The 25,402-nt window shown below is 72.5% G+C and carries 22 protein-coding genes; 16 read left to right on the forward strand and 6 right to left on the reverse strand.

Annotated elements, in window-relative coordinates; genetic code table 11:
* Nucleotides 1–19: 19 nt before the first annotated feature.
* Complete coding sequence (locus tag AOK00_RS18445; RefSeq protein WP_055601399.1) at nucleotides 20–757, reverse strand: 2OG-Fe dioxygenase family protein; 738 nt, start codon at nucleotides 755–757, stop codon at nucleotides 20–22.
* A gap of 194 nt (nucleotides 758–951) precedes the next feature.
* On the opposite strand from AOK00_RS18445, the gene AOK00_RS18450 reads away from it, so the two are divergent.
* A complete protein-coding gene (locus tag AOK00_RS18450) occupies nucleotides 952–1,734 on the forward strand; it encodes an SDR family NAD(P)-dependent oxidoreductase (protein ID WP_055601400.1) in 783 nt (260 codons plus the stop codon).
* Nucleotides 1,735–1,893: 159 nt separating this feature from the next.
* Here AOK00_RS18450 and AOK00_RS18455 read toward each other — a convergent pair whose 3' ends face one another.
* A complete protein-coding gene (locus AOK00_RS18455; protein ID WP_055601401.1) occupies nucleotides 1,894–2,751 on the reverse strand; it encodes a helix-turn-helix domain-containing protein in 858 nt (285 codons plus the stop codon).
* A gap of 374 nt (nucleotides 2,752–3,125) precedes the next feature.
* On the opposite strand from AOK00_RS18455, the gene AOK00_RS18460 reads away from it, so the two are divergent.
* The gene (locus AOK00_RS18460; protein ID WP_055601402.1) at nucleotides 3,126–3,413 is read left to right on the forward strand and encodes a DUF7848 domain-containing protein; all 288 of its coding nucleotides are present in this window, start codon (nucleotides 3,126–3,128) and stop codon (nucleotides 3,411–3,413) included.
* Between the two features lie 141 nt (nucleotides 3,414–3,554).
* Here AOK00_RS18460 and AOK00_RS18465 read toward each other — a convergent pair whose 3' ends face one another.
* Complete coding sequence (locus tag AOK00_RS18465) at nucleotides 3,555–5,198, reverse strand: penicillin-binding transpeptidase domain-containing protein (RefSeq protein ID WP_055601403.1); 1,644 nt, start codon at nucleotides 5,196–5,198, stop codon at nucleotides 3,555–3,557.
* Between the two features lie 105 nt (nucleotides 5,199–5,303).
* The gene (locus AOK00_RS18470; RefSeq protein WP_055601404.1) at nucleotides 5,304–7,058 is read right to left on the reverse strand and encodes a dolichyl-phosphate-mannose--protein mannosyltransferase; all 1,755 of its coding nucleotides are present in this window, start codon (nucleotides 7,056–7,058) and stop codon (nucleotides 5,304–5,306) included.
* 52 nt (nucleotides 7,059–7,110) lie between these two features.
* On the opposite strand from AOK00_RS18470, the gene rsmI reads away from it, so the two are divergent.
* From rsmI to AOK00_RS18500, 6 genes are all read left to right on the forward strand, one after another.
* Nucleotides 7,111–7,998 carry a 16S rRNA (cytidine(1402)-2'-O)-methyltransferase gene (rsmI, locus tag AOK00_RS18475; RefSeq protein ID WP_173861589.1) on the forward strand — a complete coding sequence of 296 codons (888 nt, stop codon included), beginning with the start codon at nucleotides 7,111–7,113 and terminating at the stop codon, nucleotides 7,996–7,998.
* 139 nt (nucleotides 7,999–8,137) lie between these two features.
* Nucleotides 8,138–8,557, forward strand: a complete 420-nt coding sequence (locus AOK00_RS18480) for a hypothetical protein (protein ID WP_079042068.1) — start codon at nucleotides 8,138–8,140, stop codon at nucleotides 8,555–8,557.
* A gap of 94 nt (nucleotides 8,558–8,651) precedes the next feature.
* A complete protein-coding gene (locus tag AOK00_RS18485) occupies nucleotides 8,652–9,518 on the forward strand; it encodes a TatD family hydrolase (RefSeq protein ID WP_055601406.1) in 867 nt (288 codons plus the stop codon).
* A 71-nt stretch (nucleotides 9,519–9,589) separates the two neighbouring features.
* A complete protein-coding gene (locus AOK00_RS18490; RefSeq protein WP_055601407.1) occupies nucleotides 9,590–10,870 on the forward strand; it encodes a resuscitation-promoting factor in 1,281 nt (426 codons plus the stop codon).
* Between the two features lie 60 nt (nucleotides 10,871–10,930).
* Nucleotides 10,931–11,803, forward strand: a complete 873-nt coding sequence (gene rsmA / locus AOK00_RS18495; protein WP_055601408.1) for a 16S rRNA (adenine(1518)-N(6)/adenine(1519)-N(6))-dimethyltransferase RsmA — start codon at nucleotides 10,931–10,933, stop codon at nucleotides 11,801–11,803.
* Complete coding sequence (locus AOK00_RS18500) at nucleotides 11,800–12,705, forward strand: 4-(cytidine 5'-diphospho)-2-C-methyl-D-erythritol kinase (RefSeq protein ID WP_055601409.1); 906 nt, start codon at nucleotides 11,800–11,802, stop codon at nucleotides 12,703–12,705. The genes rsmA and AOK00_RS18500 overlap by 4 nt, the downstream gene beginning before the upstream one ends.
* Before the next feature lie 28 nt (nucleotides 12,706–12,733).
* Here the strand turns inward: AOK00_RS18500 and AOK00_RS18505 are convergent, their stop codons facing one another.
* Together AOK00_RS18505 and AOK00_RS18510 are read right to left on the reverse strand one after the other, a co-directional pair.
* A complete protein-coding gene (locus AOK00_RS18505; protein ID WP_055601410.1) occupies nucleotides 12,734–13,705 on the reverse strand; it encodes a hypothetical protein in 972 nt (323 codons plus the stop codon).
* A gap of 202 nt (nucleotides 13,706–13,907) precedes the next feature.
* Entirely contained in the window at nucleotides 13,908–14,321 is a 414-nt protein-coding gene (locus AOK00_RS18510; protein ID WP_055601411.1) for a DNA-binding protein, read from the reverse strand.
* 196 nt (nucleotides 14,322–14,517) lie between these two features.
* Between AOK00_RS18510 and AOK00_RS18515 the strand changes: the two genes are divergently transcribed.
* From AOK00_RS18515 to AOK00_RS18550, 8 genes are all read left to right on the forward strand, one after another.
* Nucleotides 14,518–16,323, forward strand: a complete 1,806-nt coding sequence (locus tag AOK00_RS18515; RefSeq protein WP_055601412.1) for an ABC-F family ATP-binding cassette domain-containing protein — start codon at nucleotides 14,518–14,520, stop codon at nucleotides 16,321–16,323.
* Between the two features lie 112 nt (nucleotides 16,324–16,435).
* Nucleotides 16,436–18,340, forward strand: coding sequence for an outer membrane protein assembly factor BamB family protein (locus AOK00_RS18520; protein WP_055601413.1), 1,905 nt, complete (start codon nucleotides 16,436–16,438; stop codon nucleotides 18,338–18,340).
* Between the two features lie 13 nt (nucleotides 18,341–18,353).
* Nucleotides 18,354–20,249 carry an outer membrane protein assembly factor BamB family protein gene (locus AOK00_RS18525; RefSeq protein WP_055601414.1) on the forward strand — a complete coding sequence of 632 codons (1,896 nt, stop codon included), beginning with the start codon at nucleotides 18,354–18,356 and terminating at the stop codon, nucleotides 20,247–20,249.
* Nucleotides 20,250–20,409: 160 nt separating this feature from the next.
* Complete coding sequence (locus tag AOK00_RS18530) at nucleotides 20,410–21,096, forward strand: response regulator transcription factor (protein WP_055601419.1); 687 nt, start codon at nucleotides 20,410–20,412, stop codon at nucleotides 21,094–21,096.
* A 119-nt stretch (nucleotides 21,097–21,215) separates the two neighbouring features.
* Entirely contained in the window at nucleotides 21,216–22,259 is a 1,044-nt protein-coding gene (gene galT / locus AOK00_RS18535) for a galactose-1-phosphate uridylyltransferase (protein WP_055601415.1), read from the forward strand.
* The gene (galE, locus tag AOK00_RS18540; protein WP_055601416.1) at nucleotides 22,256–23,239 is read left to right on the forward strand and encodes a UDP-glucose 4-epimerase GalE; all 984 of its coding nucleotides are present in this window, start codon (nucleotides 22,256–22,258) and stop codon (nucleotides 23,237–23,239) included. The genes galT and galE overlap by 4 nt, the downstream gene beginning before the upstream one ends.
* Nucleotides 23,236–24,375 (forward strand): galactokinase, encoded by a 1,140-nt coding sequence (gene galK / locus AOK00_RS18545; RefSeq protein ID WP_055601417.1) that lies wholly within the window; start codon nucleotides 23,236–23,238, stop codon nucleotides 24,373–24,375. Before galE ends, galK begins: the two co-directional genes overlap by 4 nt.
* 301 nt (nucleotides 24,376–24,676) lie before the next feature.
* The coding region (locus tag AOK00_RS18550) for a response regulator transcription factor (RefSeq protein ID WP_055601420.1) at nucleotides 24,677–25,402 on the forward strand (726 nt) is incomplete at its 3' end.

A 25,402-nucleotide genomic window follows, 5' to 3' on the forward strand; every position in this document is an offset into this window, starting at 1 on the left:
CTCCCACCCGCCCCTGGCATCAGGGCTTGTGACGGTAGGTGATGACCAGCACGTCGCGCGAGGCCGGGGCGGCGGGGTCGATCTGCTCGATCGGCGAGACGCCGTGGTAGACGCGCTCGTCGTTGACGAGGGCCACGTCGAGCGGGTCGGTCAGGGAGAACTTCTCGACCGGCTGCTTGTCCAGGTTGAAGACGGTGCTCTCGCCGCCGGTGGCGTTCGAGCGGCCGACCATCGCCATCAGGACGAACGTGACACCGTCGCGGTGCACACCCTCCGGCGTGGGCAGGCCGACCTCCTCGCCGTTGACCTCGATGCGGAACTGGTGGGCCTCGATGTGCCAGCCCGAGTACGGGGCGAGGCGGCCGAAGATGTCGCAGCCGAGGGTGAGCAGGCTGTCCATGGTGCGGCCGCGCAGGATCTGCTCCTCGAACGGCTCGTAGTGCCGGGCCACGCCGCCGTTGAGGGTGTTGTAGTCGAGCCCCTGGTAGTGCGGCTGGTGCGCCTCGACGCGGTAGTCGGCGCTCGCGCGGGGCGCGCTCAGGGTGGCGTGCCGACGCCGGCGGTAGCGTCCGCCGTCCGCCATGTAGCTGTCGAGCGGCATCCGCGACCAGCTGTCGCGGAACGGCTCCAGGTCGTCGAGGGCGGTCTCGGAGCGCTGGAGGAGAAGCTGCTTCACCTTCTCGCCGGAGATCAGGTCGTAGCTCCGGGAGGAAAGGGACTCCGCGATTTCCTCGACACCTGACGTATACGTGGACATGGTTTTCCCCCTGATGAATGCGTGGTCGTCGGCGAAGTAGATCGTGGTATTCGTGCCAGGGGTGTGTCAAAGTCTTTCGGCTCTGGCCGAATTGCCTGGCTGTGCTTTCTTCGCGCATATGGGCGGGGGTAATTGATGAACGGGATGTTACGGGGGGCTGGCGTGGCCCGGAGCCGGATGCTGAGATCGGACGCATGGACCTCAGGGAACGCTTCGGCGGATATGCGGTACTGATCACGGGCGCGGCGCGCGGCATCGGCGCGGCGACGGCACGACGGCTCGCGGCGGAGGGCGCGAGGGTCCTGGTCACCGATGTGGACGAGGCGGCGGCGCGGAAGACGGCGGCGGGGATCCCGGGCGCGGAGTACCGGCACTGCGACGTGGGCGACCAGTCGTCGGTGGACGAGGCGACGGCCTGCGCGGTGGAGACCTTCGGGCGCCTGGACGTCCTCGTCAACAACGCCTTCGGACCCGTGGTGCCCGACCGCGAGCGGTTCGAGGACGAGCCGGACGCGGTGTTCACCGTCCAGCACGACGTCACCTTCATGGGGGCGGTCCGCTGCTCCCGGGCGGCGCTGCCGCACCTGGCGGCGGCCGGCGGGCGCGGGGCGATCGTGAACATCGGCTCGGTCAACGCCGAGGCGGACTTCGGCAACCACGCCTACAGCGCGGCGAAGGCGGGCCTGGCGTCGCTGACCCGCACGCTCGCGGGCGACGCGGCGGGACGCGGGGTGCGGGTGAACCAGATCAACCCGGGGACGATCGCGACGCCGGCGTGGTCGGGCCGGGACCGCGACCTGAGGACCCTGGCCGACCGGGTCTACCCGCTGTCGCGGGTGGGCACCCCGGAGGACGTGGCGGCGGCGGTCGCCTTCCTGGCCTCGGCGGACGCGTCCTGGATCACGGGCACGGTCCTTCGCGTGGACGGCGGCCTGCTGGCGGTGAACACCCACTTCGCGGAGGTGCTGGGGGAGTGAGGGGGAGCGGGATCCCTGTCGCTGCGATGCGGCGATCACCCGTACGGCGCAGGACACCCCGCTGCTCATTCCGGACGTCGACGGAACGCTTCCGCCTCACGGCGGGGCGCCGTTGCCGCCTCCCGTCCGGGCTCCAGCCGCCCGGTTGCTCTCTCGGCCCTACTCTTCCGCGATCCCGGCCAGCAGCCCGGCGCTGTCGTCCGGCCCGAGGGCCACCGCCCGGAGGTGCTCGAACATCGACTCGTAGCGCCGGATCTCCGTCTCCGACTCGAGGAACAGGTCACCGGCCGGCGTGTCCAGGTAGACCAGCCCGGGATCGTCCGCGTGGGGGAAGTCCATGTGGACGAAGCTGCCCGTCATGCCGGCGTGCGCGCCCCTCTCGAACGGGATCACCTGGAACGTGACGTGCGGCTCCGCCATCAGCCCGAGCAGGTGCCGCGCCTGGCCGCGCATGACCTCGCGGCCGCCGACCGAGCGCCGCAGGGCCGCCTCGTCCACGATCGCCCGGAGCCGCAGTGGCTGTTCCCCGGTGAGGACGGCCTGGCGCTCCATGCGCGCCTGGACGCGCTGTGCGACCTCCTTCGGGCTGGCCGCCGGAAGGACGCCCCGGACGACCTCGGTGGCGTACTGCTCCGTCTGGGCGAGCCCGGGAACGAACAGCGACTCGTAGTTGCGGACCGTCCGGGCCTCGGCCTCGAAGCCGATGTACGCGGCGTACTCCTCGGGAAGTTCCGAGTGGTACGGCCGCAGCCGGCCCTGTTCGTTCGCCCCGCTCCGCAGTGCCAACAGGTCGGTGCGGTGCGGCTCGTCGGCCCGGTAGATGTCCAACAGGCTGACCAGTGTGCGCTTTTGGGGTCGTGACCGGGATCTCTCGATGCGGTAGAGCGTCGCCTCGTTGATCCCGGTCCGCTGCGTGACGTCCTCGCGCGTGAGTCCGGCCTCGGCGCGAAGCTTCCTCAACTCCGCCGCGAGACGCCGGAGTCGGACGGTCGGTGGGGGCGGTCGCTTGGCCGGCATGATGCGGTCCCTTCTCTGCCGGGCGGGTGTCCGGGAGTGTGCGCGGTCACCGCGCCGGTCCTCAACTCGTGCAACGCCAAGGGGGAGTTCGCAAACCTTGCATTCTTCCGGTGCGCGTGGGCATGCTGTGACGGCGATCACGTGCCGTATGTCGACCGTAACGGTGAGTTGATCTTGCTGGTCCGTGCGAGAAACAGCAAGACCCCCGCGACCGCGCGAACGGCCGGGGAGTGGCCACCGCTTCGAAGGAGCGTCGACGTGAGCAACCCTGGCGTCCGCCGTGCCGGCCGGGTCCGCCGGCTGTTACCGCCCCCGCCGGGGCACCGCCCGGCCGTACGGGCACGACCGGCCCCGGCAGCCGCGGGCGGGTCGAGGTGAGCCCGGCGGGGGCGTACCACCGGACCGCCCGGCGGCCCCGGCTCTGGGCGTTACGGCCCGACCGGACGGGCAGCGGGACCGTCACCGAGGCCGAGTGCACCACCTGCCTCGACGGCTCCGGCGCGGCGGACGACGGACGGGGGCCCGCCGTCTGGTGCCTGTCCCACGCCCAGGCCACCGGCCACACCGGCTTCCGCCGCGTCCGTACGGACTTCTTCCGCGCGTCCTGGGACGGTCCGGCCGCCGGCGCGGGTGCGGGCGTGGGCGCCGTCGTCGGTGGCTGACGCCCCCGCACGACGCCTCACCCCGAGTGCGTGACGGCGGCGAACTGGGGGTGGGCGAGGGATCCGGTGTCGTCAGCGGTCACGGCCCGCACGCCAGCGGTGGTTGTACGGGCCATGCGACCGGGTTCCCGGGGCGGGCGGTCAGCCCGCCTTCAGCACCCGCGCCACCACCGGGCCCGCCGCGTCGCCGCCGTGCCCGCCCGACTGGACGACCGCCGCCGCCGCGAGGTCGCCCGAGTAGCCGGTGAACCAGCTGTTGGACACGGCGTGGCCGTCGATCTCGGCGGAGCCGGTCTTGGCGCCCTTGGGGCCGGGGACCCCCGCCATCGCCTCCGTCGCGGTGCCGTCCGTCGCCGTCGCCGTCGCCTTCATCATCAGGCGCAGCCCCGCGGCGACGTCGGGGGAGAGCCGGTCGGCCTTGGCGAACTCCCGGTCGTCGAGGTCCCTCGCCACCAGGTACGGCTGGAGGAAGCCGCCGTTCTTCACGGTCGCGGAGAGCGAGGCGACGTTCAGGGCACTCATCGTGATCTTGCCCTGGCCGATGTAGGAGGCGGGCGTGTCGCTCCCGGCGGACTCGGGGACGCTGCCGTCCGCCGCCGGGACACCCACCTGCCAGACCTGGCCGATCCCGAAGGAGTCGCGGGCCGTGTCGCCGAGGGCGGTGTCCGCGATGTTCTTGTCGCTGAGGCGGGTGATCGCCTTGATGAAGGCGGTGTTGCAGGAGCGGCGGAACGCCTCGGTGAGGGTGCCGTCCTTGATGCTGAACCTGTCGAGGTTCTGGAAGCTCTGACTCCTCGATATGACGTCGGGAGGACACTCGACCTTGGTGGTGGGCGTCGCCAGACCGTTCTGCATCATCATCGCCGCCGTGACGATCTTCATCGTCGAGCCGGGGGCCTGCGCGCCGCTGAAGGCCGTGTTGAACTCGGTCACCGGGTTGTTGGCGACCGCCCGTATCGCGCCCGTCGACGGCTCGATCGCCGCCACCGAAGCCTGGCCGTAGGCCTTGACGGCCTTCTCCGCCGCCGCCTGCACACCCGCGTCGATGGTGGTCTTCAGGGTGCCCGCCTTCCCCTTCCGCAGGACGAGGAGCGGGGTGTCGGCGACGGTGTCGCTGCCCGAGTCGATCCAGGTCTCGACGCCGGGGGAGCCTCCGACCTTGGAGCCGTACCGCTCGCGCAGTTCGTTCAGGACCGGTCCGAGCGACGGGTACTTCTCCGCGGTCAGCTCGACGTTGTTGCGGTCGACGGCCTTGACGGCGGCGCTCTTCGCGGCGCCCGTGCGCAGGGTGCCGGCCGCGGTGAGCTTCGGGTGGAGCACGGTCGGCTGCCACTTCACCAGCGCCCGGCCGGTGGTCTGCCCGCGCACCACGGTCAGTTCGGAGGCGTACGACAGGTCCTTGGTGACGCCCTCGTACGAGATCGTCGCCTTCACGGTGAACGGCACCGTCGTCCCGACCGCCGTCCCCGGCGTGATCACCGCCTCCGAGACCTTCGCACCCTCCCGGTAGGCCGCCACGGCGGGCCCGGCCGTCACCGGGTCGTTCGTCAGCTGCCCGGCCTTCTCAGGCTCCCCGGCGGCCCAGGCGGCGAGGAAGTCCCGCGCGACGGTGGTGACTTCCTCGTCCGTGACGGGCCCCGTCCTCGGCGCGGCGGCCGAGTTGGACTGCGGCGACTTCGCACCGCCCGTCACGCCGTTCCAGAGGTTGTAACCCCCGTACCCGACCCCGCCCGCCACGACGGCGAACACGCCCCCGACCATCGCGACCTTGGCTCCACTGCGCATGGCTGCGCTCCCCTCCCCGTGTGAACCCACGAGTCAAGCAGCGCCCCATGCGTGTGTCGAGCAACTTCCGGCTTCTCCGTCACGAAGGGAGGTCACATTCCGATCTCACACCCAGGTGTCGAGCCACATCCGGTTCCGCCATTGGTCCAGCGGAATCGGGGTGCCCGTGTAGATCGGCCAGAAATAGATGAAATTCCAGACGATGAGAAGAACGACGCAGCCCGCCGCCACCGCGCCGAATGTGCGGCGCCTTTCCGAGGAACCCGCGGGGCCGACGATCGCGCCCAGCATCATCGCCACCGCCAGACACAGGAACGGAATGAAGACCACCGCGTAGAAGAGGAAGATGGTGCGTTCCTGGTAGAGGAACCAGGGGACCCAGCCGGCCGCGATGCCGCAGGCGATCGCGCCCGCGCGCCAGTCGCGGCGGAAGGCCCAGCGCCACAGGATGTACAGGATCGCGAAGCAGGCGGCCCACCACAGCAGCGGGGTGCCGAGGGCCAGGACCTCCGCCGCGCACTTCTCCTTCGCGGAGGCCGGGCAGCCGCCGGTGCCGGGCGCGGGCGACTCGTAGAAGTACGAGACCGGACGGCCGAGGACGATCCACGACCACGGGTTCGACTCGTAGGTGTGGGGCGAGGTGAGGCCCACGTGGAAGCTGTAGACCTCGGACTCGTAGTGCCAGAGGCTGCGCAGCCACTGCGGCAGCCAGCCCCAGGTCCCGCCGCCGTCCAGCTTGTCCTGGTCGGCGGCCCAGCTCCGGAAGTAGCCCTTGTCGCTGACGATCCAGCCGGTCCACGTCACCAGGTACGTGGCGATCGCGACCGGGACGACGGACACGAACGCCGGGACCAGGTCCTTCTTGATCACCGCGAGGTACGGGCGGACCGCGCCGGCCGTACGGCGGCCGCCGACGTCCCACAGCACCGTCATCAGGCCGAAGCCCACCATGACGTACAGGCCGTTCCACTTGGTCGCCGCCGCGAGGCCCAGCATCACACCGGCCGCGATCCGCCACGGCCGCCACCCCAGGCGCAGCGACTCCGCGATCTCCGCGTCCGGCCGCAGCACGCCCTCCTCGTCCTCCGGGAGCGCGCCCGCGAGCCGCTTCCGGGTCCGGTCGCGGTCCAGGACCAGACAGCCGAAGGCCGCCAGGACGAAGAACATCAGCACCTGGTCGAGGAGCGCCGTCCGGCTCATCACGAAGTGCAGACCGTCGACGGCGAGCAGCAGACCCGCCAGACAGCCCAGGAACGTGGAGCGGAAGAGACGCCGGCCGATCCGGCACAGCATCAGGACCGACAGGGTGCCGAGCAGCGCCACCATGAAGCGCCAGCCGAACGGCTCGAAGCCGATCAGCTTCTCGCCGACGCCGATGACCCACTTGCCCATCGGAGGATGGACGACATAGCCGGGGTCGGTCGGCACGAGGACCGCGCCGGGGTCGCTGAGGACCGTCTTGTCGATGTCCTTCGGCCACGCCCCCTCGTACCCCTGGTTGATCAGGGCCCAGGAGTCCTTGGCGTAATACGTCTCGTCGAATATCACCGCGTTCGGCTTGCCCAGGTTCCAGAACCTCAGCAGCCCCGCGACCGCCGTGACCAGGAGCGGACCGCCCCAGGCCATCAGCCGCCACAGCCGCTCGGACCGGTCGGGACCGATGCCGAGCAGCGACATCACGCGCTTGGACGGGCGGACGTACGAGGGCACGAGCCGCTCCCGCAGCCCGATGGGGGCGGCGCTTCCGGCGGGCGGCACATAGCCGAAACGCCGAAGCCGCTTTTGCCACGAAGAGGGCTCTGCCACGGGCTCTGCCATGGGGTGCTGGCCCTCCAGGGCCTCGGGTGCGGTACTGGTCACCGCGCCATCGTAGGGAACGCGCCTGTGCGCGTCGCCTCTCCGGGCTGGGAGGATGGGACGTGTGACAGGAACGCTGGTACTCGCAGGGACCCCCATCGGTGACATCGCGGACGCTCCGCCCCGACTCGCCACCGAACTGGAGAACGCGGACATCGTGGCCGCCGAGGACACCCGGAGGCTGCGCGGACTGACCCGTGCCCTGGGCATCCACACCACGGGCCGTGTCGTCTCCTACTTCGAGGGCAACGAGTCCGCCCGTACGCCGGAGCTGGTCGAGGCCCTGGTCGGCGGCGCGCGTGTGCTGCTCGTCACCGACGCGGGCATGCCGTCCGTGTCGGACCCCGGCTACCGGCTCGTCGCCGCCGCCGTCGAGCAGGACATCAAGGTGACCGCCGTCCCCGGCCCGTCCGCCGTGCTCACCGCGCTCGCCCTCTCGGGCCTGCCCGTGGACCGCTTCTGCTTCGAGGGCTTCCTGCCCAGGAAGGCGGGCGAGCGCCTCGGCAGGCTCCGTGAGGTCGCCGACGAGCGCCGCACCCTCGTCTACTTCGAGGCCCCGCACCGGCTCGACGACACCCTCGCGGCGATGGCCGAGGTCTTCGGCGCCGAGCGCCGTGCCGCCGTCTGCCGCGAGCTGACCAAGACGTACGAGGAGGTCAAGCGCGGGCCGCTGGCCGAGCTCGCGGCCTGGGCGGCCGAGGGCGTACGGGGCGAGATCACCGTCGTCGTCGAGGGCGCCCCCGAGACGGGACCGGCCGAACTCGACGCCGAGGAGCTGGTGCGCAGGGTGCGGGTGCGCGAGGAGGCGGGCGAGCGGCGCAAGGAGGCGATCGCCGCGGTCGCCGCCGACGCGGGGCTGCCCAAGCGCGAGGTGTTCGATGCCGTCGTGGCGGCAAAGAATGCGGCTGCGCCGGGCCCCGGAAACGGTAAAGGACTAACCTGAAAGGCAAAGCCGAACCCGGCGCGGGAACCCGTGACAGGGCTCTTGGCAAGGGAAGTGCCAAATGCCTTCCATGGTTCGACCCGCGCTGATGCGCTCCGGCCCGAAAAGGCGTCCACTGGATCAGTGGAGAGGAGCTGGAATGACCGAGATCACCGGCACCGGCATATCCGTCGCCCATGAGGCGTACGCCTTCGCCTGCATGCGCTGTGGGTACGGCTGGGAGCAGGCGTACGACATCGAGCACCACGTCGACGCCGCCGGCCGCGAATTCGTCGTCTACAAGGCGGGCGGGGAGCGGGTCCCGTCCCCGCTGTCCAGCCCCACCTGCATGAACTGCGGCGGTCACGTCGTCCGGATCATGCGCGCGGGGCAGGTGTCGTCGGTGCTCGATCTGATCGCCGCGACCGAGAAGCACCAGCAGGGGGCGCGGGCCACCAAGCCCGTCTCGTTGGCCGGTCCCATCGGTCAGGAGCTGACCGAGGACGGCCCCGAGCAGCCCCCGGTGCCGCACCACTGGCACCTGTCCGACCTGCTGCACCCCTTCAAGCGCCGCCAGTAGCCCGGGAACGGCCCGGGCCCGGGGGCCGGCGGCCCGCCCCGGGCCCGGCATATCCGTGCGCGCCGGCACTCATGACCCTCGTACGATCGGGGGCATGAGTGCCAAGGACGCCCCGCCGCCGCTGCCCGAACCCCTCCTCGTGGAGGTCGCGGACTCGCACACCCACCTGGACCTCCAGTCCGGGACCGTCGAGGAGGCGCTGGTCAAGGCCGCCGCCGTCGGGGTGACCACGGTCGTCCAGGTCGGCTGCGACGTGAAGGGCTCCCAGTGGGCCGCGGAGACCGCCGCCGCCCACGAGCACGTGCACGCGGCCGTCGCCCTGCACCCCAACGAGGCGCCCCGGATCGTCCTGGGAGACCCCGGGGGGTCCCGGCAGGGGGCCCGCGAGGGCGGCGGCGACTCCGCCCTCGACGACGCGCTCTCCGAGATCGACCGGCTCGCCGCCCTCCCGTACGTCCGCGGCGTCGGTGAGACCGGCCTCGACTTCTTCCGTACGGGCCCCGAGGGCATCGCCGCGCAGGAGCGTTCCTTCCGCGCCCACATCGAGATCGCCAAGCGGCACGGCAAGGCGCTCGTCATCCACGACCGCGAGGCCCACGCCGACGTGCTGCGCGTCCTGGACGAGGAGGGCGCCCCCGAGCGGACCGTCTTCCACTGCTACTCCGGCGACGCCGCCATGGCGGAGATCTGCGCCGCCAAGGGCTACTACATGTCCTTCGCCGGCAACGTCACCTTCAAGAACGCCCAGCACCTGCGCGACGCGCTCGCCGTCGCCCCGCTGGAACTCGTCCTCGTCGAGACCGACGCCCCGTTCCTCACCCCGGCGCCCTACCGCGGCCGCCCGAACGCCCCGTACCTGATCCCGGTCACCCTCCGGGCGATGGCGGAGGTGCGCGGCATCGGCGAGAACGAGATGGCCGAGGCGATCGCGGTGAACACGGCCCGCGCCTTTGATTACTGATCCGTAACGGTTACGTGTCGTAGCCGGATGGAAGCGCCGCGTGAGGGGCGCCCGGGTAGGGTCCCGGCCTCGTGAGCACTTCCCAGGGCAGTCACCGCGCCGGACGGCGGGCCACGCCCCTGCCCGTGCACGACCAGCCGACCCAGGCCGCGCCGCTCGTCGTCCCCGCCCCGGGTGCCGCGCCGGGCCTCGTCCCCGGGCAGGGCTCCCGGGCCGGTTCCCGGCGGGCCGCCCGGCGCCGCAAGGCCTCGGGGGGCACCGGGGACGGGCTGCGGCGGCTCGTCCCGCAGGCGCTCGTCGTCGCCTTCCTCGCCGGCGGCACCAGCGCCTTCGTCGCCGACGACAAGGCCGTCCGGCTCTCCGTCGACGGCGTCCCGCGCACCCTCCACACCTTCGCCGACGACGTCGGGGAACTGCTCGCCGACGAGGGACTGGCCGTCGGCGCCCACGACATCGTCGCGCCCGCCCCCGCCGAGGCCCTGGCCGGCGGCGACGAGATCGTCGTCCGGTACGGCCGCCCCGTCGCCCTCACCCTCGACGGGCAGCGCCGCCAGGTCTGGACGACCGCCCGGACCGTCGAGGGCGCGCTGCGCCAGCTCGGGGTCCGCGCGGAGGGCGCGTATCTCTCGGTCTCCCGCGGCGCCCCCATCTCCCGCGACGGGCTCGCCCTCGACGTACGGACCGAGCGGACGGTCACCTTCCTCGCCGACGGGCGCGAGCGGACCGTCCGGACGAACGCCGCCACCGTCCGCGAGGCCCTCGCCGAGGCCGGGATCACCCTCTCCGCGCAGGACGCCGTCTCCGTCGTCCCCGAGTCCTTCCCGCGCGACGGCCAGACGGTCACCGTGCTGCGGATCACCGGCTCGAAGGTGACGCGTGAGGAGGCCGTGCCGTACGCCGTCGAGCGGGCCCGTGACCCCGAGCTCTTCGTCGGCACGGAGGTCGTCGACCGGCAGGGCGCGGCGGGCGTCCGCCGTGTCACGTACAGCATGCGGACGGTCAACGGCGTCAGACAGAAGCCCCGCCGGATCGGCGAGGAGATCGTCCGCGAACCCGTCAGCCGGCGGGTCCGGGTCGGCACCAGGCCCATGCCGACCTCCGTCGCGGGCGCCGACGGCCTCGACTGGGGAGCGCTCGCCGCCTGCGAGTCCGGCGGCCGCCCGAACGCCGTCGACCCCTCGGGGACGTACGGCGGGCTCTACCAGTTCGACCCCGGCACCTGGCGCTCCCTCGGCGGCAGCGGAGTCGCCCAGAACGCGCCCGCCGCCGAGCAGACGTTCCGTGCGAAGAAGCTGTACGTGCAGCGGGGGGCGAGTCCGTGGCCCCACTGCGGACGGCGGCTGCTCGGGTGAGACGGGGTGGGGCGGGGTGAGTCGTCGGTCGGCCCCGCGGGTGCCCCGTAGGCTGTACCGGTGAGCACCACCACCGGCCCCGAAAGCCCCGACGCCCTCCTCGGCCCCGCCGACATCCGTGAGCTGGCGGCCGCCCTCGGCGTACGCCCCACGAAGCAGAAGGGCCAGAACTTCGTCATCGACGCCAACACCGTCCGGCGGATCGTCCGCACGGCCGGGGTACGGCCCGAGGACGTGGTCGTGGAGGTGGGGCCCGGACTCGGCTCCCTCACCCTGGCCCTCCTGGAGGCCGCGGACCGGGTGACGGCCGTCGAGATCGACGATGTGCTCGCCGCCGCGCTGCCCGCCACGATCGCCGCCCGCATGCCCGCCCGCGCCGACCGCTTCGCGCTCGTGCACTCCGACGCCATGCAGGTCCAGGAACTGCCGGGCCCGGCGCCGACCGCGCTCGTCGCGAACCTGCCGTACAACGTCGCCGTGCCCGTCCTGCTCCACATGCTGGAGCGGTTCCCGAGCATCGAGCGGACGCTCGTCATGGTCCAGGCCGAGGTCGCCGACCGGCTCGCCGCCAAGCCGGGCAACAAGGTGTACGGCGTGCCGTCGGTCAAGGCCAACTGGTACGCGGAGGTCAAGCGCGCCGGGTCCATCGGCCGCAACGTCTTCTGGCCCGCGCCGAACGTCGACTCCGGCCTCGTCTCCCTCGTCCGCCGCACCGAGCCGCTCGCGACCACCGCCACCCGGCAGGAGGTCTTCGCGGTCGTCGACGCGGCCTTCGCCCAGCGCCGCAAGACCCTGCGCGCGGCCCTCGCGACGTGGGCCGGCTCGCCCGCGGCGGCGGAGGAGGCCCTGGTGAAGGCCGGGATCTCGCCGCAGGCGCGCGGCGAGGGACTGACCGTGGAGGAGTTCGCACGGATCGCGGAGGCGAAGGCATGACCGCCATGGGAAGCGTCACCGTCCGGGTCCCCGCCAAGGTCAACGTCCAGCTCGCGGTGGGCGCGGCCCGCCCCGACGGCTTCCACGACCTGGCCAGCGTCTTCCTCGCGGTCTCCCTCCACGACGAGGTCACCGCGACCCCGTCCGACGGGCTGACCGTCACCTGCGAGGGCCGGGACGCCGACAAGGTGCCGCTGGACCGCACCAACCTGGCCGCGCGCGCCGCCGAGCTGCTCGCCGCCCGGCACGGCATCGCCCCGGACGTGCACCTGCACATCGCCAAGGACATCCCGGTCGCCGGCGGCATGGCCGGCGGCAGCGCGGACGGCGCGGGCGCCCTGCTCGCCTGCGACGCGCTGTGGGGTCTGGGCTCCTCCCGCGAGGAACTCCTGGAGATCTGCGCCGAGCTCGGCAGCGACGTGCCGTTCAGCCTGGTCGGCGGGGCGGCGCTCGGCACCGGGCGCGGCGAGAACCTGACGGAGCTGCCGGTCGGCGGCGCCTTCCACTGGGTGTTCGCCGTCGCCGACGGCGGTCTTTCGACCCCGGTGGTGTTCGGCGAGTTCGACCGGCTCACCGAGGGCGTCGAGGTCCCCGAGCCGGCCGCCTCCCCGGTCCTCCTGGACGCTCTGCGCACCGGCGACACGACCGCGCTCGCGGCCGCCCTCGCCAACGACCTCCAGGCGGCGGCGGTCTCCCTGCGGCCGTCGCTCGCCGAGACGCTGACGGCGGGCACGGAGGCGGGCGCGCTGGCGGCCCTGGTCTCGGGCTCGGGCCCGACGACCGCCTTCCTGGTGAAGGACGCGGAGTCCGCGGAGACGGTCGCCGCCGCCCTCATCGCCTCGGGCACCTGCCGCACGGCGCGGGTGGCGACCTCGCCGGCGCCGGGCGCCACGGTTCTCTAGGGGGTGCCCTGAGGCTGGGCGGAAACCGTCAGAGCTTGTTCTTGGAGATCCGGGCCAGGAGCAGGTTCGGGTCCGGGTCCACCGTGTTGAAGAAGGCCGCGCTGTTCACGTAGACGGTCTTCGCGCGCACCGCCACGGAGGTCGGGTTGTCGAGGCCGTCCGCGCGGGTGAGCACGGTCTTGTGGGTGCCGTCGGGCCGGACGAGCTCCAGCTCGTCGACCTGGTTCAGCGCGGCGAGGACCGTGTCGCCGTGTCCGGTGAAGGCGAAGTCGTCGATGGACGTGAGGCCGGTCGCCCGGGTCTCGATCGGGCCGGCGGCGTGGTCGGGACCGGGACCGATCGGGATGCGCAGCAGGGTCTCACGTGCGGTGTTGGACACCCAGACGGCACCGTGGTGGATCTTGAGGCCGTTGGCGCCGAAGGGGATCTGCGCGGTGGGTTCGAGCGCGGCCCCGGTGGCCCAGGCCGTGGGTGTGCCGCCGGTGACGGGGAGGCTCCACACCCTGCCGAGCCGCGTGTCGGCGGTGTAGAGGGTGCCGCACTTCTCGTCGAGGGCGAGCCCGTTGGGGAAGGCGTCCGTCGGGAAGAACCCGATCTGCTCCGGCTCGCCGCCGGGCGCGATGCGCCAGATGCCGGTCTCCTCCGTGCCGGTCACGTAGGTGACGTACAGGGTGCCGTCGTGGGCGCGGGCGATGCCCAGGGCGACGGCCCCGCCGACGGGCGTCTGCGCGTCCGGTACCTCGGGCAGGGTGGCGAGGATCGTCGTCCCGCCCTCCTTGGTGACGCGGGCGACCTGGTGGGCGAAGGCGAAGGTGATGTCGGCGGAGCCGTCGGGTTCGAGGGCGATGTTCTCCGCGTTCTGCCCCGCGGCGAAGTCGAAGTGGGCGACGATCCGGGGGTCGGTCACGGTCGGATCGCCGCCCGACGCGGGTCCGGCCGCGATCACGGCGAGGGCGGCGGTGGCGGTGGCGACGGCGGCGAGGCGTGGGTGTCTCGTCATGGGTCTCTCCTTCGAGGGGCTTGGGGGCGGTGGCCCGAGGAGAACATGACGGGTCGTCGGTCGCGGGGTCCGGCAGCCGTGGCCGCGGGGTCGCCCGCGTGGCCGACGGCATGGGGCCGGTTGGCAGCGACAACGGAACGCGAGACGTGCCGGGCGGAGGTGTCGGACAACGGCTGGTTCGGGTGCCCTGCGGGGAGACGAGTCAGACCTCGATGACGGCCGCCCGGCCTCCGCAGAGGACGACGAGGTCGTCCGGGTCCGAGGTGAGCACCGTGACAGGGCCCGGTGCCGCGAGGGCCGTCGCGGCGACCATCGCGGCGCTGGCGTACTTGTGGCCGTGCAGCCCGTTCTCGGCGAGGAGCGCAGCCGCGCGACGTGCGACGGCCTCTGTCACGGGCTCGACGACGAGGCGGGAGAGGGTCCGTTCCAGGGCCGCGCGATTGACGCGTGGGTGCGTCACCTCCACCAGAGCGGCGGCGCTCGTCACGACGCGCAGGTCGTCCGCGCGGGCCAGAGCGAGCCAGGTGGTCACCTCACGGTCACGCAGGACGGCTCTGGCCAGGCTCTCGCTGTCGAGGACCAGCGTGCCGCCCGGGGCGGCCTCGATGCGCGTCACGCCCCACTCGCCCCGGCCGCCTTGCTCGTCTCCGGGCCGCCCTGCTGCTCGCGGGCCCGGCGCGGCTGCTCGCGTCGTGTCCGGATCTCCGCGTCCGTGACCGGCCCGTGCTCGGCCTCGGGGTATTACCCGTCGGGGCGCGGGTACGCGGCAACGTACTCTGGGAGATCGATCGATCCCCCGTACAGGAGTCAAAGTGGCCGTCAATCTGGTCAATGTCGAGGCCGTCAGCAAGGTGTACGGCACCCGTGCGCTGCTCGACGGCGTCTCGCTCGGCGTCTCCGAAGGGGACCGGATCGGAGTCGTCGGCCGCAACGGCGACGGCAAGACCACCCTCATCCGGATGCTGGCCAAGCTGGAGGAGGCCGACACCGGCCGCGTCACCCACAGCGGCGGGCTGCGCCTCGGCGTCCTCACCCAGCACGACTCGCTCGACCCGAAGGCCACCGTCCGGCACGAGGTCATCGGTGTCATGGCCGACCACGAGTGGGCCGGCAGCGCCAAGATCCGCGACGTGCTCACCGGGCTCTTCGGCGGCCTCGACCTGCCCGGCTTCGAGAACGGCCTCGACACCGTCATCGGCCCGCTGTCCGGCGGTGAGCGCCGCCGCATCGCGCTCGCCAAGCTGCTCATCGAGGACCAGGACCTGATCGTCCTCGACGAGCCCACCAACCACCTCGACGTCGAGGGCATCTCCTGGCTGGCCAAGCACCTCCAGGAGCGCCGGTCCGCGCTCGTCTGCGTCACCCACGACCGCTGGTTCCTCGACCAGGTCTGCACCCGCATGTGGGACGTGCAGCGCGGTGCCGTGCACGAGTACGAGGGCGGCTACTCCGACTACGTGTTCGCCCGCGCCGAGCGCGAGCGCATCGCCGCCACGGAGGAGTCCAAGCGGCAGAACCTGATGCGCAAGGAGCTGGCCTGGCTGCGGCGCGGCGCCCCCGCCCGTACCTCCAAGCCCCGCTACCGCATCGAGGCCGCCAACGAGCTGATCGCCGACGTGCCGCCGCCGCGCGACACGTCCGAGCTGATGAAGTTCGCCAACGCCCGGCTCGGCAAGACCGTGTTCGACCTGGAGGACGTGACCGTCACCGCCGGTCCCAAGACCCTTCTCCAGCACCTCACCTGGCAGCTGGGACCCGGCGACCGCATCGGCCTCGTCGGCGTCAACGGCGCGGGCAAGACCTCGCTCCTGCGCGCACTCGCCGACGCCGCCGTCAGCCAGGGCGAGATCCAGCCCGCGGCCGGCAGCGTCACCGTCGGCAAGACCGTCCGGCTCGCCTACCTCTCCCAGGACGTCACCGAACTCCCCGGCACCCTGCGGGTCCTGGAGGCCGTCCAGCAGATCCGCGACCGGGTCGACCTCGGCAAGGGCCGCGAGATGACCGCCGGGCAGCTCTGCGAGCAGTTCGGCTTCTCCAAGGAGAAGCAGTGGACGCCCGTCGGCGACCTCTCCGGCGGTGAGCGCCGCCGCCTCCAGCTGCTCCGCCTGCTGATGGACGAGCCGAACGTCCTCTTCCTCGACGAGCCCACCAACGACCTCGACATCGAGACCCTCACCCAGCTGGAGGACCTCCTCGACGGCTGGCCGGGCTCCATGGTCGTCATCTCCCACGACCGGTTCTTCATCGAGCGCACCACCGACCGGACGCTCGCGCTGCTCGGCGACCAGACGCTCCGGATGCTGCCCCGCGGCATCGACGAGTACCTGGAGCGGCGCCGGAAGATGATCGAGGCGGCCGTCCCGACGCCCGCCGCCGCGCCCGCGCAGGCGAAGCCGGGCGTCTCCGCCGCCGACAGCCGCGCCGCCAAGAAGGAGCTGCAGAAGGTCGAGCGACAGCTCGACAAGGTCTCCCAGAAGGAGGCCAAGCTGCACGCGCAGATCGCCGACAACGCGACCGATTTCGAGAAGGTCGCGAAGCTCGACGCGGAGCTGCGGGAACTCGCGGGTGAACGCGAGGAATTGGAGATGCGCTGGCTCGAACTGGCCGAGGACGCATAACGAGGGCATCACAGGCCGGTCCTCCCTTGGGTACAAGGGGCGGACCGGTCGCTTTTGCGCCGGCGCGTGAGTGGTAGAAAGAAAACCCGCTCACGTCAAGGGGGAACTGCTGATGACCCAGCCGCCCAGCAACCAGCCGCCGGGGGGCTTCGGAGCTCCCCAGGATCCGAACCAGGGCCCGCACCAGGGCACGCCGCCCGTGCCGCCCGTCCCACCGCAGGCACCGCAGACCCCGCCGCCGCCTGCCGGCCCGCCCGGCGCGCCCCCGAGCGCGCCCCCGTCCACGCCGCCCGCCGCGCCCGGACCGTACGGCCAGCAGCCGCAGCCCGGGTACGGATACCCGCAGCAGGGCCAGCCCGGTCAGCCGGGTCCGTACGGCCAGCAGGGCCAGCCCGGCCCCTACGGCCAGCAGCCCCCGCAGCAGCCCTACGGATACCCGCAGCAGGGCCAGCAGCCCGGCTACGGCCAGCCGCAGCAGCCGGGCCCGTACGGCCAGCAGCAGAACCCCTACGGCGGGTACCCCACCCAGCCGATGCACCAGGGCGCGCCCACCCCGCCGTCCTCCGGCGGCCTCAAGGGCCGCACCGGTCTCGTCGCCGCCATCGCCGCCGGAGCCGTCCTGGTGGCCGCCGTCACCACCTGGGCCGTCGTCGGCGGCGGGGACGACGAGAAGGACCCGATCGCCGGTCCGACCGCCACCGCCGGCTCCTCCTCCAACGCTCCCAAGCCCACCGAGTCGGTGGACAAGGGCGACGGCTCGGGCGACGGATCCAAGGGCGGCGAGGACGACCTCAACGCCGGCCGCCAGGCCGGCGAGGCCAAGGTCAACTGGCTGCTCCAGAACGACGTCGACCTGCCCCGCAACGGCTCCGACGTCCTCGGTCCGTGGATCGTCGGCGACACCGTCGTCAAGGCCATGTACAAGGGCGTCTCCGGCTACAACCTGAGCGACGGGGCCCGGAAGTGGCACGTCGACGTGCCGTTCGAGCTGTGCGCCGCGCCCGCCGAACCCTCGGCGAACGGTGTCATGGTCTTCGCCTACGCCGAGAGCGCCAAGGACGGCGCCAAGTGCACCTCGCTCCAGCAGATCGACCTGAAGACCGGCAAGGCGGGCTGGAAGAAGGCCGTACCGAAGCCCAAGGGTCTGTTCGCCTTCTCGGACAACACCCTGTCCATCAGCGGCAACACGGTGACCGTCTCCGGCTCCAGCAGCTCCTACGGCTTCTCGCTGACCGACGGCAAGCAGCTCTTCACCGGCGCGACGACCGGCTGCAAGCCCTTCGCGTACGCCGGCGGCAGCAAGCTGATCGCCGCCGTGGACTGCCCGTCGGGCAGCACCACCAAGAAGTTGCAGGGCGTCAGCCAGGTCGACCCGAACACGGGCAAGCCCACGTGGACCTTCAAGCTGGAGACCGACTGGGAGGTGGACCGGGTCTACTCGGTCGACCCGCTGGTCGTCTCCGCCACCCAGCGCGAGCAGAAGAAGTGGACCATCTTCGCGCTCAACCCGAACGGTTCGCTCCGCTCGCAGATCCAGGGCGGCAAGGACAAGTTCGCCCCCTCGTGCGGCGGCGGCTTCGTCATCTTCGGGAAGAACCTCCAGGGCTGCACGGGAGTCGCGGCCGACGCGAACACCTTCTACATGGCCACCGAGACCTCGTACGGGACCCCCAACGAGGTCGTCGCCTTCGACCTGAAGAACGGCAAGGCCAAGTGGCGCTCCAAGGCGCCCGGTGAGCAGACCATGACCCCGCTCCGCATGGAGACCGGCCAGGTCCTCGTCTACGTGGAACCGTCGTACGACAAGGGCGGCGCCGTCGCGACGATCGCCCCCGCCGGCGGCGCGCCGAAGATCCTGCTCCAGCACCCGGCGTCGACGGCCGAGATCGAGGACAACTTCTACGACGGGGGCTACGCCTACGGCGCCGGCACCTTCGTCGTGGCGAGCGGGCGGGTCTCCGCGTCGAACGACAAGGAAGAAAAGCTGGTCAAGACGATGATGGCCTTCAGCAAGTGAGGTACACGGACCGATGACGCAGCCACCCCCGCCCCCGCCGAACCAACCCCCTGACCCGCAGGGTGGCTTCGGCGCGCCGACGCCGCCCCCGCCGCAGCAGCCGGAGCCCGGTTACGGCTACCCGCAGCAGGCACCGCCGCCGCAGCCGGACCCGGGGTACGGATACCCGCAGCAGGCGCCGGACCCGGGCTACGGCTATCCGCAGGGGGCACCTCCCGGGCCGCAAGGCCCAGGGGGACAGCCCCCGGCGACGCCGCCGCAGCAGCCGTACGGCTACCCTGCGCAGCCGCCCACGCAGCCGCAGCAGCCCTACGGCGCCGGCTACCAGCAGCCGGCCCAGCCCCCGTACGGCTATCCGTCCCAGCAGCCCTACGGCGGGTACCAGCAGCCCGCCACGGCCGCGGTCCCGGCCGCGGGGCCGGGCGGTGGCAAGAAGCTGTCGGCACAGCTCCAGATCGTCATCGCGGCGGCCGTCGCCGTCGTCCTGATCATCGGCGGCGGCATCTGGTACGCCAACTCCGGTGACGGCGGAGGCAAGGACGACGAGGCCAAGGGCACGGCCGGAACCTCGCAGGGCACCACCGGCGACGGCGGTTCCGGCGACACCAAGGGCATCGGTGGCGGCGGCAAGGAGAAGCCGCCGGCGAACACCCGGGCGAAGATGACGTTCAAGGTGGAGCAGCCGGTGGTGCCCGACGTCACCGACGTCACGGGTTCCTGGCTCACCGACAAGGCGTACGTGAAGACGGGCGTCAACTCGATCGTCGCCTACGACCGCGACAAGGGCTCCGTCCTGTGGACGCTGCCCCTGACCGGTCAGGTCTGCGGCAGCTCGCGCCATCTGACGGCCGACAACAAGCTGCCGATCCTCTTCGAGGCCAAGAAGCGGGTCGCGCCGCGCTACTACCAGCAGTGCACCGAGGTCGGCGTGGTCGACCTGAACGCCGGAAAGCTGCTGTGGTCCACCTCGGTCACCGGCGGCACCGCCGGCGACCAGAAGGTCCGGTTCGGCGAGGTCACGCTCAGCGGGAAGACGGTCGCGGCCGGCGGCTCCGACGGCGGCGCCGCCTTCGACGTGGCCAACGGCAACCCGCGCTGGAAGCCGCAGGCCAACGACCAGGGCTGCTACGACCTGGGATACGGCGGCGGCGAGGGTCTCGTCGCGGTCCGCAAGTGCGGCACCTACGGCGCCCAGTACGTGATGATCCAGAACCTCGACCCGATGACGGGCGCCCCGGTCTCGCAGTTCAAGATGCCGACCGGCGTCAAGTACGCGTCCGTGGTCTCCACCAGGCCGCTGGTCGTCGCGGCGGACGTCGGCGACAGCGCCGGCGACGGCAGCGGCATCTCGGACTTCTTCTCCCTCGACGAGAAGACCGGGAAGCTGAAGGCGAAGATCACGGCGGACGCCGACCAGTACGCGGCCCGCTGCCGCTCGACCAAGGTCGAGTCCTGCACGAAGGTCCTCGTGGGCAACGGCCGGCTGTACGTGCCGACCGAGGAGCACGAGGGCTCCACCGGGGAGTTCGGCGACGAGACGAACGAGCTCATCGCGTTCGACCTGGTCACCGGCAAGACGGCGCCGGAGAAGGCGGACGCGGGTGACAAGTACACCCTGATCCCGCTCCGCATGGACGGCGGCAACGTCATCGCGTACAAGGAAGCGCCCTACAACCAGGGCGGCCGGATCGTCTCCGTCGACGGCGGCACGATGAAGGAGACGCTCCTCCTGGAGAACCCGGCGGACAAGATCACTCACGACGTCGAGAAGGCCTTCTCCCCGGACTACTCGGAGATCCTGTACGGCGACGGGCGGGTGTTCATGTCCGACATGATGCTCTCCAAGCCGCGGGCGTCGGCGTCGCCGTCCGACAAGGAGTATCTGGCGGTGTCGTTCAGCACCCACTGAACTCGTCGACATCGCACGGATGTCCGTCAGATGCGCGCGGCCCGGCGCGTCGGTTCACCCCGACGCGCCGGGCCGTTTGCGCGGGGTGCCGGTGGGTGAGGAATTCGGGGTCGAGCGGGTGGCCGGTGGACGGCGGCCCGGAGGATGGGGGATGACCGGGATGGGCGTACGGCTCGTGGTGGTGGACGACCACCGCCTGCTCGCGGAGGCTCTGGCCTCGGCGCTGAAGCTGCGCGGGCACCGGGTGCTCGCGGCGGCCGCGCCGGTGGCGGGGGCGGCGGAGCTGGTGGTGAGCCGGGCGCCGGAGGTCTGTCTCCTGGGCACGGCCGCCCCGGCCGAACCGGGGGCCTTCGACGTGGTCGTGCGGATCAAGCGCGAGCGGCCGCAGGTGGCCGTGGTGGTGCTCGGTCCGGTGCCCTCGCCGCGCGGGATCGCGGCGGCGTTCGCCGCCGGGGCCTCGGGGTACGTCCGGCACGACGAGCGCATCGAGGGCGTCGAGCGCGCCCTGGTGAAGGCACGGGCGGGGGAGTCGGCGGTGGCGCCGCAGCTGCTCCAGTCGGCCTTCGCGGAGCTGCTGCACCCCTCGGTCCAGCCGGACGACGAGGGTCAGCGGCTGCTGCGGCTCCTGACGCAGCGGGAGGTGGAGGTCCTCGTCCGGGTCGCGGAGGGGGAGGACACCCGGCTGATCGCGGAGGGGATGGGGATCGCGTCGAGCACGGCACGGACGCATGTGCAGCGGGTCCTGATGAAGCTGGGAGTGGGGTCGCGCCTGGAGGCGGCGGCCCTCGCGGCCCGTACGGGGCTGCTCGACCGCGCGCTGCCGGTGCAGCGGGGTCCGTCCCTCTGACGTTCGGGTGAAGCCCGGTCCCTTCGTTCGTGGGAGGGGCCGGGCTTCGCCGTTGACGGTGATGTTGGAATGTGATTCCTTGTGCGTGGTTATGTTTGAAACCGCCGGAGGGGCACCCCGTGAAGAAGACCGTCACCACGCTCGCCGACGGGCGCGAGCTGATCTACTACGACACCCGTGACGACGCCGTCCGCGCCGCCGTCGACACCCGGCCGCTCGACCCCGTCACCTCCGCCACCGAGCTCCGGTACGACGCGCTCCTCGGGGACTCCGTCGCCGTCGCCTCGCACCGGCAGGGCCGGACGTACCACCCGCCGGTCGGCGACTGCCCGCTCTGCCCGTCCGGAGACGGACGGCAGAGCGAGATCCCGGCCCCCGACTACGAGGTCGTCGTCTTCGAGAACCGCTTCCCCACCCTCGCCGGGGAGTCGGGCCGCTGCGAGGTCGTCTGCTTCACCGCCGAGCACGAGGCCTCCTTCGCCGACCTCACCCCCGAGCGGGCCGCCCTCGTGCTCGACGCATGGACCGACCGCACCGCCGAACTCGCCGCCCGCCCCGGCGTCGAGCAGGTGTACTGCTTCGAGAACCGCGGCGCCGAGATCGGCGTCACCCTCGCCCACCCGCACGGGCAGATCTACGCCTACCCGTTCGCCACGCCCCGCACCGCCCTCATGCAGCGGCACGCGGCCGAGCACCGGGCCCGCACCGGCGGAAACCTCTTCGACGACGTCATCGCCCGGGAACGCGCCGACGCCGAACGGATCGTCCTGGAGACCGGGCACTGGATCGCCTTCGTGCCGTACGCCGCCCACTGGCCGTACGAGGTCCACCTCTACCCGACCCGCCGGGTGCCCGACCTGCGGGCGCTCGACGAGGAGGCCCGCACAGAGTTCCCACAGATCTATCTGGAACTCTTGAGGCGCTTCGACCGGATCTTCGGACCGGGGGAGCCGCCGACGCCGTACATCTCCGCCTGGCACCAGGCGCCGTTCACCGGTGCGGACCGCGAGGAGTTCGCGCTGCACCTGGAACTCTTCACCGTCCGTCGGACGTCCGGCAGGCTCAAGTACCTCGCGGGCACGGAGTCCGGCATGAGCGCGTTCAGCAACGACGTGCTGCCGGAGACGGCGGCCCGGCGACTCCGAGAGGTGGCAGGCAAGTGACCGAGGCAGTGAAGAAGTACCTGGTGACCGGCGGGGCCGGATACGTGGGCAGCGTCGTCGCCGCCCACCTCCTGGAGCGGGGCCACCGGGTCACCGTCCTCGACGACCTCTCCACCGGCTTCGCCGAGGCCGTCCCGGCGGGCGCCGAGTTCATCGAGGGCCGCGTCCAGGACGCGGCGCGCCGACTGGACGGCTCCTACGACGGCGTCCTGCACTTCGCCGCCTTCTCCCAGGTCGGCGAGTCCGTCGCCAAGCCCGAGAAGTACTGGGAGAACAACGTCGGCGGCACCATGGCCCTGCTCGCCGCCATGCGCTCCGCCGGCGTCCGCAAACTGGTCTTCTCCTCCACCGCCGCGACCTACGGCGAGCCGGAGACCGTCCCGATCACCGAGACCGCCCCGACCTCCCCCACCAGCCCCTACGGGGCGAGCAAGCTCGCCGTCGACCACATGATCGGCGGGGAGTGCGCCGCCCACGGCCTCGCCGCCGTCTCGCTGCGCTACTTCAACGTCGCGGGGGCGTACGGCTCCCTCGGCGAGCGCCACGAACCCGAGTCGCACCTCGTCCCGCTCGTCCTGCAGGTCGCCCTGGGCGGCCGCGAGGCGATCTCCGTGTACGGCGACGACTACCCGACCCCCGACGGCACCTGCGTCCGCGACTACATCCACGTCGCCGACCTCGCCGAGGCCCACCTCCTGGCGCTCGACGCGATGACCGCGGGCGAGCACCTGATCTGCAACCTCGGCAACGGCAACGGCTTCTCCGTCCGCGAGGTCGTCGAGACCGTACGGAAGGTCACCGGGCACCCGATCCCGGAGATCACCGCCCCGCGCCGGGCCGGCGACCCCGCCGTCCTCGTCGCCTCCGCCGATGCCGCCCGGGAGCGGCTCGGCTGGACGCCGTCCCGCCCGGACCTCGCGGACGTCGTCGCCGACGCCTGGGCCTTCGCGCGTGCGCGGCACGAGGGGGGTCGGGCATGAGCGTCGCCGCCGACTTCGAGGCGCTGTACGGCGCCGCTCCCGACGGTGTCTGGGCCGCCCCCGGCCGGGTCAACCTCATCGGCGAGTACACCGACTTCAACGACGGGTTCGTGCTGCCGCTCGCGCTGCCGCACACCACCGTCGCCGCCGTCGCCCGCCGCGACGACGGGGTGCTGCGCCTGCACTCCGCCGACATCGACGGCGGCATCGTCCAGCTCGCGGTCGACTCCCTCGAACCGCTCTCGGGCGGCGGCTGGGCCGCCTACCCGGCCGGCGTCGTCTGGGCGCTGCGGGAGGCCGGGCACCCGGTCACCGGCGCGGACGTCCACCTCACCTCGACCGTGCCGACCGGCGCCGGGCTCTCCTCCTCGGCCGCCCTCGAAGTCGTCACCGCGCTCGCCCTGAACGACCTGTTCGGGCTCGGGATCTCCCGGCCCGAGCTCGCCCGGATCGCCCAGCGCGCCGAGAACGCCTTCGTCGGCGTCCCCTGCGGGGTGATGGACCAGATGGCCTCCGCCTGCGCCGAGGAGGGCCACGCCCTGCATCTGGACACCCGGGACCTCTCGTACCGTCAGGTCCCCTTCGACCTGGCCCGGGAGGGGCTGCGGCTGCTCGTCGTCGACACGCGGGTGAAGCACGCGCTCGGCGACGGCGCGTACGCCGAGCGGCGCGCCGGTTGCGAAGCCGGTGCGCGGGCGCTCGGCGCCCGGGCCCTGCGCGACGTGAGCGTCGCGCAACTGCCCGAAGCCCTCGCATTGCTGAGCGACGAGGCGGTTCTGCGCTACGTGCGGCACGTCGTCACCGACAACGCCCGCGTGGAGCGGACGATCGCGCTGCTCGACGCCGGGGACACCCGGGGCGTCGGCCCCGTCCTCACCGAGGGGCACGCCTCCCTCCGGGACGATCTGCGGGTCTCCTGCCCGGAGCTCGACCTGGTCGTGGAGGTGGCGAACGCCGCCGGGGCGCTCGGTGCCCGGATGACCGGCGGCGGCTTCGGCGGCTCCGCCGTCGTCCTCGTCGACGCCGACCGGGCGGACGCGGTCGCCGCCGCCGTCGAGAAGGCCTTCGCCGAGGCCGGCCACGCGGCTCCCGGCATCTTCCCGGCCGTCCCCTCGGCAGGTGCGCGGCGCCTCTGACCGTCCCGCGGACACCCTCGTACGGCGGCCGTGTCGCCCCGTACGGAGCCGCCGACACCCCTCGTACTCCCGTACGACTTCGGACAGTTCCGTGAATCGGCCCCCGCCGTGACGCCCCGCCCCTACTCTGAGGGGCAGCGCCGGTGGGGGCCGGTGCTGTTCAGGGGGCGAGACCCGGTCGGGTACGGCGCCGGAAGCGGGGGTAACAGTCAACGCACGGCGGCGGCCGCGCGGATGACGAACCCGCCTCCGGCGCCGTGCCCGCGTCGGTTTTCCCGTTCCTCGACACTTGGGGGTGTCCGTGGCACGTATCCGTGTCCTCGTGGTGGACGACCACCGCGTCTTCGCCGAATCGCTGGCCGCCGCACTCGCGGCCGAGCCGGATGTCGACGTCGCCGCCGCGGGAAGCGGCCCGGCCGCCCTGCGCTGCCTGGAGCGCGGCGCCGCGGAGGGCCGCAGGTTCGACGTGCTGCTCGTCGACGCCGAGCTGGGCGCCGGCCCCACGGGGGCCGTGGCCCGCGCGGTGCCGGACGACGCCGAGGGCGCCGTCGACGGGATCTCCCTGGTCGCGGGGGTGCGCAGGGTCCAGCCCTCGGTCCGTACCGTAGTCCTGGCGGAGAAGGACGACCCGCACCGGGCCGCCCTGGCACTCCAGGCAGGGGCCTCCGGCTGGGTCGCGAAGGACTGCTCGCTGCAGCGGCTGCTCGCGGTGGTCCGCGGGGTGCTGCGGGACGAGACGCATCTGCCGCCCGCGCTGCTCACGGGTGTCCTGCGGGAGCTGACGGCGGCCCGCAAGCACCGGACGGACAGCGAGCGGCTCGTGGAGTCGCTGACCCCGCGCGAGCGGGAGGTGCTGCGCTGCATGGTGGCGGGCCTGGGGCGCAAGGCCGTCGCCGAGCGCCTCTTCCTGTCCCCGCACACCGTCCGTACGCATATGCAGAACGTGCTGGGGAAGCTGGGCGTGCACTCGACCCTGGCGGCGGTCGCCCTGGCCAGGCGGGCGGGGGTGGGGCCGGCGCAGCTGGGG

It is taken from the genome of Streptomyces aureus (assembly GCF_001418135.1).
Lineage (GTDB): Bacteria > Actinomycetota > Actinomycetes > Streptomycetales > Streptomycetaceae > Streptomyces > Streptomyces aureus_A.